The sequence below is a fragment of the Streptomyces macrosporus genome (assembly GCF_039533145.1).
Lineage (GTDB): Bacteria > Actinomycetota > Actinomycetes > Streptomycetales > Streptomycetaceae > Streptomyces > Streptomyces macrosporus.
This window is the reverse complement of record NZ_BAAASZ010000015.1, coordinates 39423-55624: the sequence shown is the minus strand read 5'-3', so window position 1 is coordinate 55624 and position 16202 is coordinate 39423. Positions and strand designations below refer to the sequence as shown.

15 protein-coding genes are annotated in these 16202 nt (G+C 74.2%); 2 read left to right on the top strand and 13 right to left on the bottom strand.

Going from position 1 to position 16202, the window contains the following annotated elements:
- Both ABD335_RS08400 and ABD335_RS08395 read right to left on the bottom strand, forming a co-directional pair.
- The coding region (locus ABD335_RS08400; protein ID WP_344321487.1) for a plastocyanin/azurin family copper-binding protein at positions 1-597 on the bottom strand (597 nt) is incomplete at its 3' end.
- Entirely contained in the window at positions 594-3125 is a 2532-nt protein-coding gene (locus ABD335_RS08395) for a ThuA domain-containing protein (RefSeq protein ID WP_425583575.1), read from the bottom strand. The genes ABD335_RS08395 and ABD335_RS08400, both read right to left, overlap by 4 nt.
- 228 nt (positions 3126-3353) lie before the next feature.
- On the opposite strand from ABD335_RS08395, the gene ABD335_RS08390 reads away from it, so the two are divergent.
- The gene (locus ABD335_RS08390) at positions 3354-4361 is read left to right on the top strand and encodes a multicopper oxidase domain-containing protein (protein WP_344321490.1); all 1008 of its coding nucleotides are present in this window, start codon (positions 3354-3356) and stop codon (positions 4359-4361) included.
- A gap of 26 nt (positions 4362-4387) precedes the next feature.
- Here the strand turns inward: ABD335_RS08390 and ABD335_RS08385 are convergent, their stop codons facing one another.
- The 3 genes from ABD335_RS08385 to ABD335_RS08375 form a co-directional block, all read right to left on the bottom strand.
- Positions 4388-4645, bottom strand: coding sequence for a DUF3072 domain-containing protein (locus ABD335_RS08385; protein WP_344321486.1), 258 nt, complete (start codon positions 4643-4645; stop codon positions 4388-4390).
- 173 nt (positions 4646-4818) lie between these two features.
- Positions 4819-5769 carry an erythromycin esterase family protein gene (locus ABD335_RS08380; protein WP_344321485.1) on the bottom strand — a complete coding sequence of 317 codons (951 nt, stop codon included), beginning with the start codon at positions 5767-5769 and terminating at the stop codon, positions 4819-4821.
- A 239-nt stretch (positions 5770-6008) separates the two neighbouring features.
- Positions 6009-6914 carry a LysR family transcriptional regulator gene (locus ABD335_RS08375; protein WP_344321484.1) on the bottom strand — a complete coding sequence of 302 codons (906 nt, stop codon included), beginning with the start codon at positions 6912-6914 and terminating at the stop codon, positions 6009-6011.
- Between the two features lie 133 nt (positions 6915-7047).
- Here ABD335_RS08375 and ABD335_RS08370 point away from each other — a divergent pair, with 133 nt between their 5' ends.
- Complete coding sequence (locus ABD335_RS08370) at positions 7048-7761, top strand: type 1 glutamine amidotransferase domain-containing protein (RefSeq protein ID WP_344321483.1); 714 nt, start codon at positions 7048-7050, stop codon at positions 7759-7761.
- Positions 7762-7848: 87 nt separating this feature from the next.
- Here ABD335_RS08370 and ABD335_RS08365 read toward each other — a convergent pair whose 3' ends face one another.
- The 8 genes from ABD335_RS08365 to ABD335_RS08330 are packed head-to-tail and all read right to left on the bottom strand — an operon-like array spanning position 7849 to position 16046.
- Positions 7849-8871 (bottom strand): sugar phosphate isomerase/epimerase family protein, encoded by a 1023-nt coding sequence (locus tag ABD335_RS08365; protein WP_344321482.1) that lies wholly within the window; start codon positions 8869-8871, stop codon positions 7849-7851.
- A gap of 52 nt (positions 8872-8923) precedes the next feature.
- A complete protein-coding gene (locus ABD335_RS08360; RefSeq protein WP_344321481.1) occupies positions 8924-10318 on the bottom strand; it encodes an alkaline phosphatase family protein in 1395 nt (464 codons plus the stop codon).
- On the bottom strand, positions 10315-11499 hold the full coding sequence (eboE, locus tag ABD335_RS08355) for a metabolite traffic protein EboE (protein ID WP_344321480.1): 1185 nt from the start codon (positions 11497-11499) through the stop codon (positions 10315-10317). Before eboE ends, ABD335_RS08360 begins: the two co-directional genes overlap by 4 nt.
- A 3-nt stretch (positions 11500-11502) precedes the next feature.
- Positions 11503-12351 carry a TatD family hydrolase gene (locus ABD335_RS08350; protein ID WP_344321479.1) on the bottom strand — a complete coding sequence of 283 codons (849 nt, stop codon included), beginning with the start codon at positions 12349-12351 and terminating at the stop codon, positions 11503-11505.
- The gene (locus ABD335_RS08345) at positions 12351-13061 is read right to left on the bottom strand and encodes an EboA domain-containing protein (protein ID WP_344321478.1); all 711 of its coding nucleotides are present in this window, start codon (positions 13059-13061) and stop codon (positions 12351-12353) included. The genes ABD335_RS08350 and ABD335_RS08345 overlap by 1 nt, the downstream gene beginning before the upstream one ends.
- The gene (locus ABD335_RS08340) at positions 13055-13936 is read right to left on the bottom strand and encodes a sugar phosphate isomerase/epimerase family protein (protein WP_344321477.1); all 882 of its coding nucleotides are present in this window, start codon (positions 13934-13936) and stop codon (positions 13055-13057) included. The genes ABD335_RS08345 and ABD335_RS08340 overlap by 7 nt, the downstream gene beginning before the upstream one ends.
- Positions 13933-14874 carry an SCO3242 family prenyltransferase gene (locus ABD335_RS08335; RefSeq protein WP_425583574.1) on the bottom strand — a complete coding sequence of 314 codons (942 nt, stop codon included), beginning with the start codon at positions 14872-14874 and terminating at the stop codon, positions 13933-13935. Before ABD335_RS08335 ends, ABD335_RS08340 begins: the two co-directional genes overlap by 4 nt.
- A complete protein-coding gene (locus tag ABD335_RS08330) occupies positions 14826-16046 on the bottom strand; it encodes an inositol-3-phosphate synthase (RefSeq protein ID WP_344321475.1) in 1221 nt (406 codons plus the stop codon). The genes ABD335_RS08335 and ABD335_RS08330 overlap by 49 nt, the downstream gene beginning before the upstream one ends.
- Positions 16047-16202 lie beyond the last annotated feature (156 nt).

Genomic DNA, 16202 nt, shown 5'->3' with positions numbered 1-16202 from the left:
CCGGAACTCCCCCTCCCCCACCGCGTACTCGACCCTGTCCACACCCGACCCGGCGTCGGTCGCCGTGACGGTGACGGTGGCGTGTCCGATGTACGCGCCGTCCGCGTTCTTCTCGCCCGTCACGGTGGCGGAGGTCTCCGGCGCGGTGGTGTCCTCGCCGGAGCCGCCGTCCGTGACGGTGAGGATGCCCTCCATCTCGCCGTGGCCGGGGATCGTGCAGTGGTAGCGGTACCGGCCGGGGGTGAGGGTGACCTCGGCGGTGTGCCTGCCGCCGTTGGCGTCCAGGGGGCTGGCCAGGATGTTCAGCGGGACGTCGTTGTTGTACTCCGGGTCGGAGACGTCGAAGGTCAGCGTGTGCGGCATGGCGGTGGTGTTGCCGGTGGCCTCGCTGTTCTCGAAGACGATCGTGGCCTTTCCGGCGACCGCTGTCGCGGGTGCCGAGGTGTACCTCGTGATGTCGTCGCCGGCGGTCCAGGTGAGCACCTGCTCCGCGGCGGCCCCGGGCTCCGGGGCCGGTCGCCCGTGGGCGACCGGGGAGGTCAGGCCCAGGACCGTCAACACCGCGGTCACCAGGGCCGTCCAGATTCTCCGGTTCACCGCTTCACCCCCTGCTCCGCGTTCTCGTCCGTGCCGATGAGGTCCTTCGGCAGCGGGGTCGCCTCGCCGCCGTGGTAGGTGACGCGCCACAGCGCCGAGGCGTCGTCGTAGTTGAAGAAGCCGCGCCCGTAGTCGAGGGCGTACAGCGCGCCGTCGGGCCCGAAGCGCCAGTCCATGAGGTTGCGGATGCCGCCCTGTCCCACGGGGACGATTCCGTCGAGGCTCTCGGCGTGCACGGGCAGGCCGCCCTTGCCGACCGTCCTGGGGTCGGTGAGGACCGCGTGCCGCGGCTGGTCGCCGTCGTAGAAGTCGCCGACGAACCACTTGCCGTCCCAGTACTCCGGCCACTTGTGCGTGCTGTCGCTTTCCGCGTCGTGGCGGTAGACGGGCCCGTTCATCGTGGCCTGGCCGCCGCCCTTGAGCCACGGGAGCAGCAGCTTCTGCTCCTCCAGCTTGTAGCTGGGGACGCCGTCGGCGTTCCGCGGGAAGTCGGGGGCGCCGCCCTGCGGGGAGTACCAGATGGTGTTGGAGGTGACCGGGGGGAGGTTCACCAGGCCGTCGTTGTGGGGGGACTCGTTCTTCGGGTGGTCGCAGTCGTACCAGCCGAGCGGTTTGCTCGGATCGGGCAGGTTGCGGTCCCGGTAGGGCTGCTTGTTGCCCATGCAGAACGGCCAGCCGTGGTTGCCCGCCTTGGTGATCGCCGCGAAGGTGTCGTACTTCGCGGGCCCCCACACGGGGCTGGGGGTGGAGGCGTCGGGGCCGACCCACCCGGCGTAGAGGATGTCGGTCTCCTGGTCGACGGCGATGCGGGCGGGGTTGCGGACGCCCATGACGTAGATCTCGCCGCGGGTCTTGCCGCCGCCCTCGTCCTGCTCCTTGCCCGTGAAGAGGTTGCCCTCGGGGATGGTGTACGTCCCGTCGTCCTCGGGGTGGATGCGCAGGATCTTCCCGTTGAGGTTGTTGGTGTTGCCGGAGGTGCGGCGGGCGTCGGCGAAGGCGCGGCCCTTGAAGACGGGCTCGGGGTTGTTGCCGGAGTAGCCGTCGCTGAAGCCGGAGGAGTTGTTGTCGCCGGTGGCGATGTAGAGGTTGCCCTTGGAGTCCCAGGCCATGCCGCCGCCCGCGTGGCAGCAACTGTGGATCTGCACGGGCCACTTGAGCAGGACCTTCTCCGAGGAGAGGTCGAGTCGGCCGGTCGCGGGGTCGAGGGTGAAGCGGGAGACCCGGCGCTCGGCCATGTGCGTGTCGCGGTCGATCTCCGAGTGCGGGGTCCAGTGGAGGTAGATCCAGCCGTTGTCGAGGAAGTCGGGGTCGAGTTCGATGCCGACCAGGCCCTCCTCGTTCTTGGTCAGCTCCCCGCCGCCGCCCTTGTTGCCGAAGACGTCCAGCGTGCCGACGAGGGTGGCCTTCTCCGTCCTGGGGTCCCAGACGTGGACGGTGCCCTTGCCCTTGCCGATCTCGGGGTCGTTCCAGTCGGTCTTCACCGGGGCTCCGGGGGCGCCGCCGCCGCGGCCGATGTAGAAGACCCGGCCGTCCTTGGCCGTGACGAGTCCGTGGGGCTCGCCGATCTGGTCCGTCAGGCCGGGTTGGTTGGGGCGGGTGAGCCGTTCGGCCTTGTAGTGGGCGTTGATGGTCGCCTTGCAGTCGGCGCGGGCCAGGCGCGTGGTCCACATCAGGGCGCCGCGCAGGTGCGCGCGGAAGTCCGTCTCCTGGAAGCTCGCCGCCGTGCCGCCCATGGCGGTGTAGAAGGACCGGCCGCCGTCGTAGTCCCGGCACCAGGAGACGGGGTGGTCCCAGCCGTCCGCGTCCGCCGTCGGCTTGTACGAGTTCTCGCGCACCCGCGCGACCGTGTGGACCTTGCCCGAGGGGTTGGTCTCCCAGTCGATCCACCGGTCGGAGCGCTTCCACTCCAGTGGCAGGCCCTTGGTCGCCGGGTGCACGCGGTCGCCGACCTCGACGACGGCGCGCCGTGCCGCTTCGGCTTCGCCGGTGGCCGGCCGTGCTCCCACCAGGCCGGTGAACCACGACGAGTACGGTTCGGCGCGGGCCGCGCCGTGGATGCCGAGGAATCCGCCCCCGGCCTCCATGTAGCTCTCCAGCCCGGCTTCCTGTTCGGGGTCCAGCACGTCGCCGCCGCCGGTGAGGAAGACGACCGCGTTGTACTTTCCGAGCTTCTTCGAGGTGAACACCGAGGCGTCGTCGGTGGCGTCGACCTTGAAGCGCAGGGCGCTCGGGCCGGTCCCGCCGATCCGTTCGATGGCCTCGATCCCCGCGTCGACCGTCGGCGGTTCCTCGCCGGCGGAGGCGTGGAAGACCAGGACCCGTACGTTCTGTCCGCCCGGCGGGGACTTCAGTTGGAGCTTCGGCGCCGAGGGGTCCTGGTCGAGTCGGGCGGCGGCCGGTGTGCCGCTCAGCAGGGTCGCGGTGACGGCGCCGGCCACCACGGCGGCGAACAGGCCGCGTCGTCTTCCGGGGTGCAGTGTGCTGGGCCCTCGTCTCGCCGAGGGAAGTCGATGCGGTGTGTGCCGCATGGTCCACCCACCTTCTCCGGTCGTCTCCGGTCGGAGCAACGGCCGTTGAAGCTAGACCTCTTTTCGCGATCCGCCAATAGCTATGACCGACACCGAACAAACTTTGTCTCGAATGTGGACGAACGAAGATCACCGGTCTACCGTGACGCTGTCCCGCCCTCCACGCACCCGTCAGCCCCCTTCACCCGAACGCGAGTTGGGAGAGCCATGACCGAGGCAGCCGGCAACATCCCCCGACGCACCTTCAGTCGACGGTTCCTCGCGGGCGGCGCGGTCGCCGCGGCCGTGGGCTCGACGACCGCGGGCTCCGCGGTTCCGGCCGCCGGGGCTCCCGCCGCGGCGGAGGCGACGGCGCCGGCCGCGAAGGAGACCGTCCGCCGGGCGCGGGCCGGCGGCGAGGTCCGCCACCTGAAGATGTACGCGGAGCGACTGCCCGACGGACAGATGGGCTACGGGCTCGAAAAGGGCAAGGCCACGATCCCGGGCCCGATGATCGAGCTGGTCGAGGGCGACACCCTGCACATCGAGTTCGAGAACACCATGGACGTGGAGGTCAGCCTCCACGTCCACGGCGTGGACTACGACATCGACAACGACGGCACCCGGATGAACCGCAGCACCGTGCCGCCGGGCGGGAAGCGCACCTACACCTGGCGCACCCACGAACCCGGAAAGCGCAAGGACGGCACCTGGCGCCCGGGCAGCGCGGGGTACTGGCACTACCACGACCACGTCGTCGGCACCGAGCACGGCACCGGGGGCATCCGCAGGGGCCTGTACGGGCCGGTGGTGGTCCGCCGGAAGGGCGACGTCCTGCCGGACAAGCAGTTCACCATCGTCTTCAACGACATGACGATCAACAACAAGGGGGCCGGCGAGACCCCGAACTTCGAGGCGACCGTGGGCGACCGGGTCGAGATCGTCATGATCACGCACGGCGAGTACTACCACACGTTCCACATGCACGGTCACCGCTGGGCGGACAACCGCACGGGCCTGCTGGAGGGCCCGGACGACCCCAGCCGCGTGATCGACAACAAGATCACCGGCCCGGCCGACTCGTTCGGGTTCCAGGTGGTGGCCGGGGAGAACGTGGGCGCCGGGGCGTGGATGTACCACTGCCACGTCCAGAGCCACTCCGACATGGGCATGGCCGGGCTGTTCCTCGTCGCCAAGCCCGACGGCACCGTCCCCGGCCACGAGCCGCACCACCCGCCGGGGCACGAGCACCCCTGACCGCCCGCTCGGGAGGCGGACCGCGCTCAGGGAGCGCCACCCCCGTCCGCCCCTCCGCCGCCCTCCGTCCCCCGGGCGCCTCCGTCCTCCGGCCCGGACGTCCTGGGCGACCGCTTCCGCAGCCGGTCGATCATCCGCGACGCCTGGGCCTTCGTGAGGTTCTCGGGGATCTCCTCACCCGCCTCCCGGGCAAGGGTCTGCAGGTAGCTCAGTTGCGGACCGGTCGCCGGTTCCTCTCCCGTGACCCAGTCCTCGACGTCCTTGTCCGGATTCTGTTCCGTCATGCCGCGCCGGGTACCCGCCGTGGCCGCCGGCGTGCCCGCACGGCACACGTTCGCCGCACCCGGGCCGGAAGGAACCACCCGCCCGGCCCCGTGCGCGCGGACCGGTCGTCCGCGGACGGCGGCGAGGGATCACCGCGCTCCTGGCGACCCCGCCGCCCGCGGCGACCGGAGGCTCACCCGTCCTCGTCCCGGAGCGGACGGACCGGGGTGACCTCCCGGACGTGGACGACGGCGTCGAACCAGTCCGCGAGCGATCCGCCGGACATGTGGTAGGCGGCATCGTCACGGGGGTCGTAGTCGGGGCCGATCAGCCGCGTCCTGGTCGGTGTGCCGAGCCAGGCCCCCACCCGGTCCGGGACGTCGGCGCGCAGGTCCAGAAGGTAGGCCTCCGGGCCCGCGCTTCCCAGCAGCGCGTCGGCGAACTCCGGCGGCGGGGCGGGAACGGGGTACGGAGCCGTGCCGTGGTGGAACGTCAGGCCGATGGACACGTAGCCGGACCCGAAGCGCTCGCGCAGCCGGCTGCCCGCGTTCCGGTGCGTCAGCGGGGGCGACGAGGGGGAGACGGTCCGCGCGGCGCCGTTGGCGGTGTGCGCCAGGCCGCCCCAGTAGACGATCCTGTCCCCGGTGTGCTCGTACCACCGGAGCGTCTCCTCGGCCAGGCCCCGCTCGATGCCGGCCAGGCCGTCGTGCCCGGAGGTGAACCGCCGAGAGGGGGCGACCCCGACGAAGCGAACCGGGTCGTCGGGATGACGGCGGTTGTAGGAGCGCATCCACCGGAGGACGTCGAGGATCTCCTCGGTTCGCCAGAACGACCGGGCCTCCGCCAGCAGTGCCCGCGGATCACCCGTTCCGGTCCTGACGTACTCGTCGAGCCCGACCCTCGACGCGTCGTCCCCCTCCAGCGCGAGGGTGCGGAATCCCAGCTCCTCGACCAGCAGCCGAACGATCCGGTGCGAGACGACGGACAGCTCGTGGGTCTGGCGGCAGGCGTCCCCCATCGCCACGACCCGGGCGTCGCGCGCCATGTCGGCCAGCGGCCGGAGGTCGGCCGGCGGGGCCTGGGGGTCGAGCGAGGCGAGGCGATGGGCGTGATTCCTGATCCACTGGGTCACCTCGTCGGTCATGGCGGTCCTCTCCCGTCCTTCTCCCTTTTCACCCTTTTCCTGCGCGTATTCCCTTTCCCCGCGTGTTCGGTTCCGGAATGCGGCCCGGTCGCGGTCGGTACCGCACCGGCAGCCTCGGACATGAAGCAAGGTCGAGGTCAAGCCGCCCCGGCGGTCCCCGTGGGGCCGCCGGGGCGGCCTCGGCGCGGCGTCGGCGTCCGTCCCGTCGGCCGAGGGCGGCGGAGGACGGCGGAGGACGGCTACAGGACGTCCCACTCGCGCGCCCGCGCGAGCAGGTGCCGGTGGACCAGGGCCACGGAGGGGTCGGCGAGGCCGCCGGTGCGGACCGCCAGGTACAGGGTGTTCAGCGGACGCACGCCCGCCGTGTGGAGCACCTCCACCGAGCCCGCCGCGATCGCCGGTTCCGCCAGGTAGCGCGGGAGGACCGACACCCCGACGCCCGCCACCACCGCGGCCAGTACGGCCCGCAGGTCGGGGACGGTGACCGCGACCGTGTTGGGCGGCCGGCGGCCGAACTCGCTGCGCCAGTAGCGGCGGACGATGGGCAGCTCCTCGGCGTACGCGACCAGCGGCAGGTGCGCCAGCGCCCGCACCGGGTCCCGGTCCAGCCGGTCGGGGTCGATCGTGCGGGCGTGGCCGGGCGAGCCCACCAGCACGAACTCCTCGTCGGCGAGCGGGGTCGCCGTGACGTTCCGCAGCCTCGGACGCACGGCCGAGACCACCAGGTCCACCCGCGCGTCCACCAGCTCCGAGAGGAGGTCCTCCGCGAGGCCCAGGGTGATCCTCAGTCGCAGTCCGCGGTCCGTCAGCGGGGCGAGCGCGGGCAGTACCCGGGCGGCCATCAGGTCCGCGGCCCCGGCCAGACGCACCGTGCCCCGGTAGGCCGCCCGGTCGTCGTCGGCCGCGAGGGCCTGGCGGAGCGCGTCGATGTGCGGTCCGATGCGCCGGGCGAGGGCGTCGGCCCGCTCGGTGGGGACGACACCGCGGCGCGAGCGCGTGAACAGCGCCTCGCCGAGCTGCTCCTCCAGCCGCGCGAGCCGGCCGCTGACCGCGGGCTGGGAGAGCCCGCGACGCGCCGCCGCGGCGCTGATCGATCCCTCCCGGTGGACCTCCAGAAAGGTCCAGAGCAGATCGAGGTCCCGCACGCAACCCTCCAGCCGCGACCAGCCATAAGAAAACTGATGACAGAGCCGAGAGTAGCGAAAGAATCGTGATTACCGTCGGGGTTGGACAGGGCGATGGGCCCACGAGGGCACGGAAACAGGAGAAGGAAGTCCCATGGCAAGGATCTTGATGGTCGTCACCGGCGCCGACGGTCTCACGCTGGCCGACGGCACCGTCCACCCGACCGGCTACTGGGCCGAGGAGGTCGCCGCGTCGCACCAGGTGTTCCGCGACGCGGGCGTCGAGGTGGACATCGCCACCCCGGGCGGGGTGAGGCCCACCGTCGACCCGATCAGTCTGGACGAGCGCGGTGGCGTCGAGGCGGCCGACGCCGAGAGGTTCCGGGCGTACCTGGACTCCCTCGCCGACCGGCTGGCGGAGCCCCTGGCCCTCGCCGGGCTGTCGGCCGCCGACTACGACGCGGTGTACGTCCCCGGCGGCCACGGCCCCATGGAGGATCTGGCGCACGACGCGGACCTCGGCCGGCTGCTCGCCGACGCCGACCGGCGGGGGAAGGTGGTCGCGGCGCTGTGCCACGGCCCGGCGGCGCTGCTGAGCGCCCGCGGCGAGGACGGCGGTTTCCTCTTCGCCGGACGGTCGATGACCGCGTTCACGGACGCGGAGGAGCGGCAGGGCGGCCTCGGCGACGCGGCCCCGTACCTCCTGGAGAGCAGGCTCCGCGAGCGCGGCGCGGTGATCGAGGCGGGTCCGGCCTGGACGAGCCGGGTGGTCGTGGACGGCAACCTGGTCACCGGGCAGAACCCGCAGTCCACCGTCGACACCGCCAAGCGGGTGCTCGCCGCGCTGGAGACGGCCGGCGCCGCGTGACGGCGGGCGACGGCGGATGACCGGTCGGGGGTGCCCGCCACCGGTGTGCGGTGGCGGGCACCCCCTTCTCGTCGGTCCCGCCGTCGGTCAGCAGCCGTCCTCGCGCAGCGAGCGCAGGTGGGCGGCGGAGCGGCGGGCGAAGCGGAACGAGTCGCCGGGGTTGTCGTGCTCGGCGATCCAGTGGTGGTCGCGGCGGCGCGAGAGCCGCTCGACGCCGCCGATGAACCGCTCGTAGTCGATGTCGCCGTCGCCGACGTCCGTCATGCGGTAGCCGTCACGGGTCGACGGGTCCTTGTCGCCGTCCTTCACGTGGAACAGCGGGTAGCGGTGCGGTGCCCTCAGGACGTAGTCGATCGGGTCGAAGGGCGCGGGAACGCCGTCGGGGCGGACGCCGAAGCGGAACTGCCCGCAGTACGCCCAGTAGATGTCCATCTCCAGGTGGACCAGGTCGGGGTCGGTCTCCTCCAGCAGCACGTCGTAGAGGCGCACGTCGGGGCGGTCGGTGGCGAAGGAGAACTCCTCGGCGTGGTTGTGCTGGTAGAACTTCATGCCGCGGGCGCGGGCGGCGGCGCCGTAGGTGTTGAAGTCCTCGGCGGCCCGCTTCCAGGCGTCGACCGTGGAGCCGTAGCGGAACGGCCCGCTGGCCGTGCCGATGTGCTTCAGGCCCAGCTCCTGGGCGTCGTCGAGGACCTTCTCCAGGTTGGTGGCGAAGGTGTAGGCGTTCGGGTCGGAGGAGTAATAGCCGACGTGGCTGCCCACGGCCCGCAGGCCGTTGTCGCGGACCAGGCGGCGCAGTTGCCGGAGGGTGATGGGACCGGCCGAGCCCTGGGTGTAGCCGGCGAACTCGATCTCGGAGTAGCCGTGGCGCCGCAGTTCCTCGAAGACGCGGGCGAAGCCGATGGTGGAGACCTGGTCGCGGAGGCTGTAGAGCTGGATGCCGAGTCTGTCCTTGGGGACGAGCGGGCCGCCGGGGCGGCGGGACGCGGCGGGGGCGGCCGCCGCGGTGCCCCCGCCGACCGTGCCGAGGAGGGCGGCCGCGGCCGTTCCGGCGGCGACGCCGAGGAATCCGCGGCGGCGGAGGATGTGGGCGAGTTCGTCGTGCGAGGTCACGTCACGGCTCCTTGGAGTGGGTCGGATGACGGGTGCGGTCGGGGGGCGGCGGTCAGGAGAGCCCGGCGAGGCCGAGCAGGAGGCCCTTCACCTCGGTCGCGGCGACGGGGCCGTCGACGGCGCCGGGCCGGGAGCAGAGCAGCACCGGCCCGTCGTCCTCGTCGGCGGGCAGGCGGCCGTGGCTGCCGCGCACGGGTGACGGGTCGAGGGGGACGACGGCCATGCGGTAGCGCATGCCGAGCTTCTTGCGGGCCAGGGCCGTGGCGGCGCGGACCTTCACGTACGGGTCGAGGGGGTCCATGAACAGCTCGGCCGGGTCGTAGCCGGGCTTGCGGTGGATCTCGACCGTCCGGGCGAAGTCGGGGGCGCGGTCGTCGTCGAGCCAGTAGTAGTAGGTGAACCAGGCGTCGGGCTCGGCCACCGCCACCAGGTCGCCCGCGCGGGGGTGGTCCAGGCCGTGGGCCTTCTTGCCCTCGTCGTCGAGGAGTTCGTCGACGCCGGGCAGGTCGGCGAGGGCGGCGCGCGCCGCGTCGAGGTCCTCGGGGCGCCGTACGTAGACGTGGGCGATCTGGTGGTCGGCGACGGCGAAGGCGCGGGAGGCCGTCGGGTCCAGGTACTCCATGCCGTCCTGGGTGTGGACCTCCAGGAGCCCGGCCCGGCGCAGCGCCCGGTTGACGTCCACCGGCCGGTCGACGGAGGTGATGCCGTACTCGGAGAGGACGACGACGGTGCGGCCCTCGGCGCGGGCGTCGTCCAGCAGCGGGGTCAGGGCCCGGTCGAGGTCGGCCGCGGCGGCGAGGGAGCGCGGGTCGTCGGGGCCGTGGCGCTGGAAGTCGTAGTCCAGGTGGGGGAGGTAGGCCAGGACGAGGTCGGGGGCGCGGGTGTGGAGGATGTGACGGGTGGCGTCGATGATCCACTGCGAGGAGACGAGGTCGGCGCCGGGTCCCCAGTAGTGGAAGAGGGGGAAGGTGCCGAGGGAGTCGGTGAGTTCGTCGTGCAGTTCCGGGGGCCGGGTGTAGCAGTCGGGCTCCTTGCGGCCGTCGGCGCGGTAGACCGGGCGCGGGGTGACGGTGTAGTCGGTGTCGGCGCCCATCGCGTACCACCAGCAGACGTTGGCGACCGTGTAGCCGGGGTGGGCGCGGCGGGCGGCGTCCCACAGCTTGTCGCCGCCGACGAGGCCGTTGTGCTGCCGCCACAGGAAGACCTCGCCGAGGTCGCGGAAGTACCAGCCGTTGCCGACGATGCCGTGCCCGGCGGGGGTGGTGCCGGTGAGGAAGGTGGCCTGGGCGGAGCAGGTGACGGCGGGCAGGACGGTGCCCAGGGGCGCGTGCGATCCGGCGTCCGCCAGGGCGCGGAGGCCGGGCATGTGCTCCAGCAGCCGGGGGGTGAGGCCGACGACGTCGAGGACGAGGAGCGGGGTGGGGCGGCGGGACGCGGCGGCGGTCACGGCAGCTCCTTCAGGCCGAGTTCGGTCAGCAGGTCGCGGGCGAGGGCGAGTTCGGCGGCGATGCCGTCGGCGAGCTGTGCCCGGGTGCGGGGCCGCAGGGCGGGCGGGAGGGTCTGCCAGGTGTAGGTCTCGACCTCCAGGTGGCGGGTGAGCGGCTCGGGTCCGCCGACGAGGCGGACGAGGGTGTCGCGCAGGACCGGCAGGGTGGAGGCGAGCGGGGGCTCGGGCGTGGCGTGCAGGGGGACGTGGAAGTGGGAGCGCCAGGGGCCGGTGGTGGGCAGGGGGCCGTCGTCGGCGAGCGCCCGGTCGAGGTCGTCGGTGCCCACCACGGTGCCGTCGGGGGTGCGGGCGCGGGTCTGGTGGAGGAAGCGGGGTTCGGCGAAGGCGGCGAGCGCCTTCCGCACGGCCGGTTCGTGGGGATCGTCGGCGTGGAGGGCGGCCGAGAGCTGGGCCTTGACGACGGACACGCCCGCGGAGGCCAGTCCGTCCAGGGCCTCGTCGGGGTCCTCGAACTGGGTGGCGAGGTGGCAGGTGTCGAGGCAGACGCCGATCCGCTCGCGCGGCGGGGCGCTCGGGGAGGTGAGGGCGCGGACGGCGTCGGCGGTGGTCTCGACGGTGCAGCCGGGTTCGGGTTCGAGCCCGATGCGGATGGAGCGGCCGGTGAGGTCCCGCAGGGCGTCGAGCCTCCCGGCGAGGGTGGTGAGCGCGCCGTGGGCGGCGTCCGCGCGCCGGGCGTCGAAGCCGCTGCGCCAGGCCAGCGGGAGGGTGGAGATCGTGCCCTCGGTCGCGTCGTCGGGCAGCAGCGCGGCGAGGAGACGGGCGAGGTCGGTGGTGTGTTCCAGCCGCTCGGGCTCCGTCCAGTCGGGCCGGTAGACGCGGTGTTTGACGACCTGGTCGCCGAAGCCCCGGTAGGGGAAGCCGTTGAGGGTGACGACCTCCAGGCCGCGGTCGTCGAGTTCGGCCCGGAGCGCGCGTACGGCGGCCGGGTCGGCGGTGAGGGCGCGGGCGGCGTCGCGGGCCAGCCAGAGTCCGATGCCCAGGCGGTCGCGGCCGAGGCGGCGGCGGACGGGTTCGGCGTGCTCGCGGAGTTGGCGGCGCACTCCGTCGAGGTCCTCGGCGGGGTGGACGTTGGTGCAGTAGGCGAGGTGGACGGTGGAGCCGTCGGGGTGGCGGAAGCGCATCGCTCAGCTCCCCCCGCGCAGGATGGAGTTGCCCTCGTGGGTGGCCCCGGGCTTCTCCACGTCGAGGTCGAGTCGGCCGCCGATGCCGTAGAAGGCGACCGGGTTGCGCCACAGCACCCGGTCGACGTCGTCCTCGTCGAAGCCGGCGGCGAGCATGGCGTCGCCGACCCTCCGGGTCTTCAGCGGGTCGCTCCTGCCCCAGTCGGCGGCCGAGTTGACCAGTACCTTCTCCGGTCCGTACTCCTTGAGGATCGCGACCATGCGGTCCTCGTCCATCTTGGTGTCGGGGTAGACGGAGAAGCCCAGCCAGCAGCCCGCGTCCTTGGCCGCCCGCACCGTCGTCTCGTTGAGGTGGTCGAGCAGGACGCGCTCCACGGGCAGCGCGGACTCCCGGACGACGTCGAGGGTGCGGAGCAGTCCGGCGAGCTTGTCGCGGTGGGGGGTGTGGACGAGCGCGGGCAGGTCGTGGTCGGCGGCGAGCTGGAGCTGGGCGGCCAGGGCGGTGTCCTCGGCCGGCGTCATCGAGTCGTAGCCGATCTCGCCGACGGCGACGACCCCGTCCTTGACGAGGTAGCGGGGCAGGGCGTCCAGGACGGGGACGCAGCGCGGGTCGTTGGCCTCCTTGGGGTTCAGGGCGATGGTGCAGTGGTGGGCGATGCCGTACTGGGCGGCGCGGAAGGGCTCCCAGCCCAGGAGGGAGTCGAAGTAGTCGAAGAAGCTCTCGGGCGAGGTGCGGGGTTGGCCGAGCCAGAAGGACGGTTCGACGACGGCCCGGACCCCGGCGGCGTACATGGCCTCGTAGTCGTCGGTGGTGCGGGAGGTCATGTGGATGTGCGGGTCGAAGATGCGCATCAGCCCTCCTCGGGGTGGGGGGTGGAGGCGGCCAGGTCCAGCACGCGGTGGAGGTCGTCGGGGACGGGGCGGCCGGCGGCCGTGCGCTCGGCCGCGTGGTCGCGGAGCATCCGCGCCAGTTCGGCGTCGCCGCGGGCGCGCTCGGCCAGCCCGGCGACGGCGGACACCGGTACGCCGGTGAACAGGCACTTCAGGACGGCGTGCCGCCAGGCGTGGGCGTCGAGGCGGGCGGCGGCGTACGGGCCGACGGCCGCGGCCACCAGCCGGGTGTCGTTGGTGCGCAGGGCGTCCTCGACGAGCGGCACCCCGGCGTCGCCGATGTCGAGGTACGGCAGGGCGAGCAGGACGGCGCGCCGCTCGGCGGCGGTTCCGTGCGCGTACAACCGTGCCGCGCCGGCGGCGTCCGTCCGTGCCGCGTGGAGCAGCAGTACGCGCGCGGCGTCGGCGGTGGCCTGGGCGTCGCCGGTCGACGGGGCCGGACGGGCGGGGCGGCAGTGGCGGCCGGCGGACGCGAAGCGCAGCTCCCAGGGGGCGAGGCGCGTGCCCGGGGCCTGCCCCGGTTCCTGATCCGGAGCCTGCTCCGGAGTGGTCTCCGCCGCTCGTGCCGCCTCCTCCAGCGCTCGGTCCAGCCATTCCCTGCCGGCCCGGTCGAGCCGTGCGACGAGGTCCTTCCGGAGGGCCGCGAGGGCGGCGTCGGCGTCGGTCAGCACGGTGCGCCTCCGGCGGTTCGGTCCGCCTCGCGGAGGAAGGCGAGGGACGCGGCGGCCAGGTCGGGGCCGGCGTGGGAGTCACGGGGCAGTTCGACGCCGACCAGGCCGTCGTAGCCCACCTCGTGGAGCGCGGCCAGCACCGGAGGGAAGTCGATCTCGCCCTCCCCGAAGGGCAGGTGTTCGTGGACCCCGCGGCGCATGTCCTCGATCTGGACGTGGCGCAGCCAGGGCGCGGCGGCGCGGACGCAGTCGGCGGGCGGGTCCGGCTCCAGGCACTGGCAGTGGCCGATGTCCAGCGTCAGGCCGAGCCCGTCGGGGTCGCCGAGGTCCGTGCGCAGGCGGTGGAAGCCGGCCAGGTCCGCGAGGAGGTGGCCCGGTTCGGGTTCGATCGCCAGCGGCACGCCCGCGGAGTCGGCGGCCTCCAGGACGGGGGCGATGGCGTCCGCCAGCCGTTTCCAGGCCGTCTCCGGGTCGGTGTCGGGCGGGGTGCGGCCGCTGAAGCAGTGCACGGCCGTCGCGCCGAGGTCGGCGGCGATCCGTACGGCGGTCAGCAGCAGTCCGACGCGGGCGCCGCGGGCGTCGGGGTCCGGGTCGAGGAGGGTGGGGTGGTGTTTGCGGCGGGGGTCGAGGACGTAGCGCGCCCCCGTCTCGACGGCGACGGCCAGCCCCAGGCGCTCCAGGCGGCGGGCGACGTGCCGGGTCCGGGCGGCCAGTTCGGGGGCGGGGGCGAGCGGGTCGAGGTGCATGTGGTCGAGGGTCAGGCCGACGCCGGCGTAGCCGAGGTCGGCGAGCAGGTCGAGGGCGTCGTCGAGGCGCAGGTCGGCGAGTCCGTTGGTGCCGTAGGCCCATCGCGGGGGCGTGTGCGCAGGGGTCATGTGGGGCTGACCTTTCGGGACAGGCGGCGGGCGATCGGCAGCAGCGCGACCAGCGGCAGCGCGGTCGCCGGCGCGCCGGCGCGGGCGGCGAGCGCCGCCTGGAGCGGGATCAGGGCGCGGATGCCGCCGCCGACGGCCCGCTGGGTGAGCTGCGGCGACGGGTTGAGGGCGGCGTGGGCGTACGGCCGGGCGGCGGTCGCGCCGTACGCGGCGCAGAGCCCGGCGGTCGCGGAGGCGCCGACCCCCTGGGGACGGGCGGGCCGGCCCGCCACGGCGCGGGAGATCGCGGCCGTGGCGGCCAGCGCGGCCAGGGGAGGCAGGGCGGAGCCGCCCTGCGCCTCCCGCCGGGAGACGGCGGTGACGGCCAGGGTGTGCGCGCCCAGCAGCGCGGCCGACGGCAGCGCCCTCCGTGCGGCGCCGCGCGCGTCCGCCGGGGCCGTGGCCGTCGCGCCCAGGACGAGGTCCAGGGCGCGGGCGGCGGCCATGGCGACGGGTCCGGCGGGGGTGTTCTTCAGCGCGAGGTCGTAGGCCCAGACCGTGCCGGCGAGGGCGCCGGCCGTGACGAGGGCGGGACGTCCGGCCGCGGCGGCGAGCGCCAGCCCGGCGGCGGTGAGCCCGCCCGCCGCCGCCAGGGCCGCGCCGGGGGCGACGCGGCCCGACGGCAGCGGGCGGTGCGGCCGTTCGACGGCGTCGGTGTCGCGGTCGGCCCAGTCGTTGAGCGCCATGCCGGCCTCGTAGAGGCAGAGGGAGGCGCCGACGGCGAGCGCGGTGCCGCGGCCGGGTGCGCGCCCGGCGGTCGCGGCGCCGGCGAGCGCGTCGCCGGGCACGGTGAACAGCGCCGAGACCCGCAGCAGTTCGGCCCAGGCCCGCAGGCGGCCGGGGCGGGGGCTCACGCGCCCGCCCGGAGACGGTCGGCGAAGGCCGACAGCGCCCGCCACTGGTCCTCCAGGGAGGAGGCGGCGCCCGGGTCGGGGTCCTTGAAGAAGAAGCCGAGCTCGGGGAGGGGGCCGGAGAGTCCGGCGGCGTGGGCGGCCGAGGTCAGGCGGGCGAGGTCGAGGACGAGCGGGGCCGCGAGGGCGGAGTCGCAGCCCTGCCAGATGGTCTGGAGGACCATCCGCGCGCCGAGGAAGCCCTCGAAGGCGACGTGGTCCCAGGCGGTCTTCCAGTCGCCGAGGGCCGGCACGTTGTCGATGTGCAGGTCGCCGTCCGGGAGTTCGCCGAGGGTGTCGGCGAGGACCCGGGCCTTGCCCGCGTTCTTGGCCGCCGCGGCGGCCGGGTCGGCGAGGGCGGCGCCGTCCCCGCCGCCCAGGAGGTTGGTGCCGGACCAGGCCCGTACCTCCAGGGCGCGCCGGCGGAACATCGGCGCGAGCACCGACCGCAGCAGCGTCTGCCCGGTCTTGCCGTCGCGTCCGGCGTACGGGAGTCCGGAGCGGGCGGCGGCGTCCGCCAGGGCCGGGTGGTGCAGCCCGGTGGAGGGGGTGAAGTTGACGTACGGGCAGCCGGCGCGGAGGGCCGCCGCCGCGTAGAGGGAGCTCGGCGGCAGCCGGTCGCCGCCGTCGGGGGCGGGTTCGGTGGAGGCGACGTTGACGACGACGGCGCGCGCGAGCCCGTGGTCGGCGACGAAGGCGGTGAGGTCGGCGGCGAAGGCGTCGATCAGCTCCTCGTCGGTGCGGCGGTCGCCGGGCTGCGGTCCGCCGGGGCGGATCGCGGCGTCGGCGGCGGCCAGGTCCGCGTGCACGGCGGCCGGCAGTCCGTGCGGCAGGACCCCGCCCGCCGCCAGGGTCTCCGCCCGCTTGGGCAGGGGGCAGTCGGCGGTGTCGTGTCCGCCGAAGACCAGGGTCGTCAGGGGCGGGAGGCCGCTCCCCTCGAAGGGGGCGGTCTCGGTGACCATGCCGGTGGGCGGGTGCAGCCCGGCGGTGATCGCCGCCCATCCGGCCACCACGGTGGTCGCGACGGACCCCCGTGCCCCGATCAGCCAGATCCCGGTGCGGGGTGGCCGTGCGGCGGGCCCGTGGGCGGGGTCGGGGGCCGGGGAGGCGGGGCGCGGCGGGTCGGTGGGGTGTCCGGTCGTGCTGCCGGAGGAGGGCCGGTCGTGGCGGTCGGTGGTCATGGCTGCCTCCCGAGGGGTGAGTGGCGCGGCGTTGCTCGGCATGGGGGACGGCGTGGTGCGCGGTGGTGTGTGCCGTGACGGTGTGTGCCGTGGCACACGGGCGGGCCGTGGTGCGGGAGTGGCGTGGCGGTGGTGGGGTCGGCGGCGGGCGGGGAG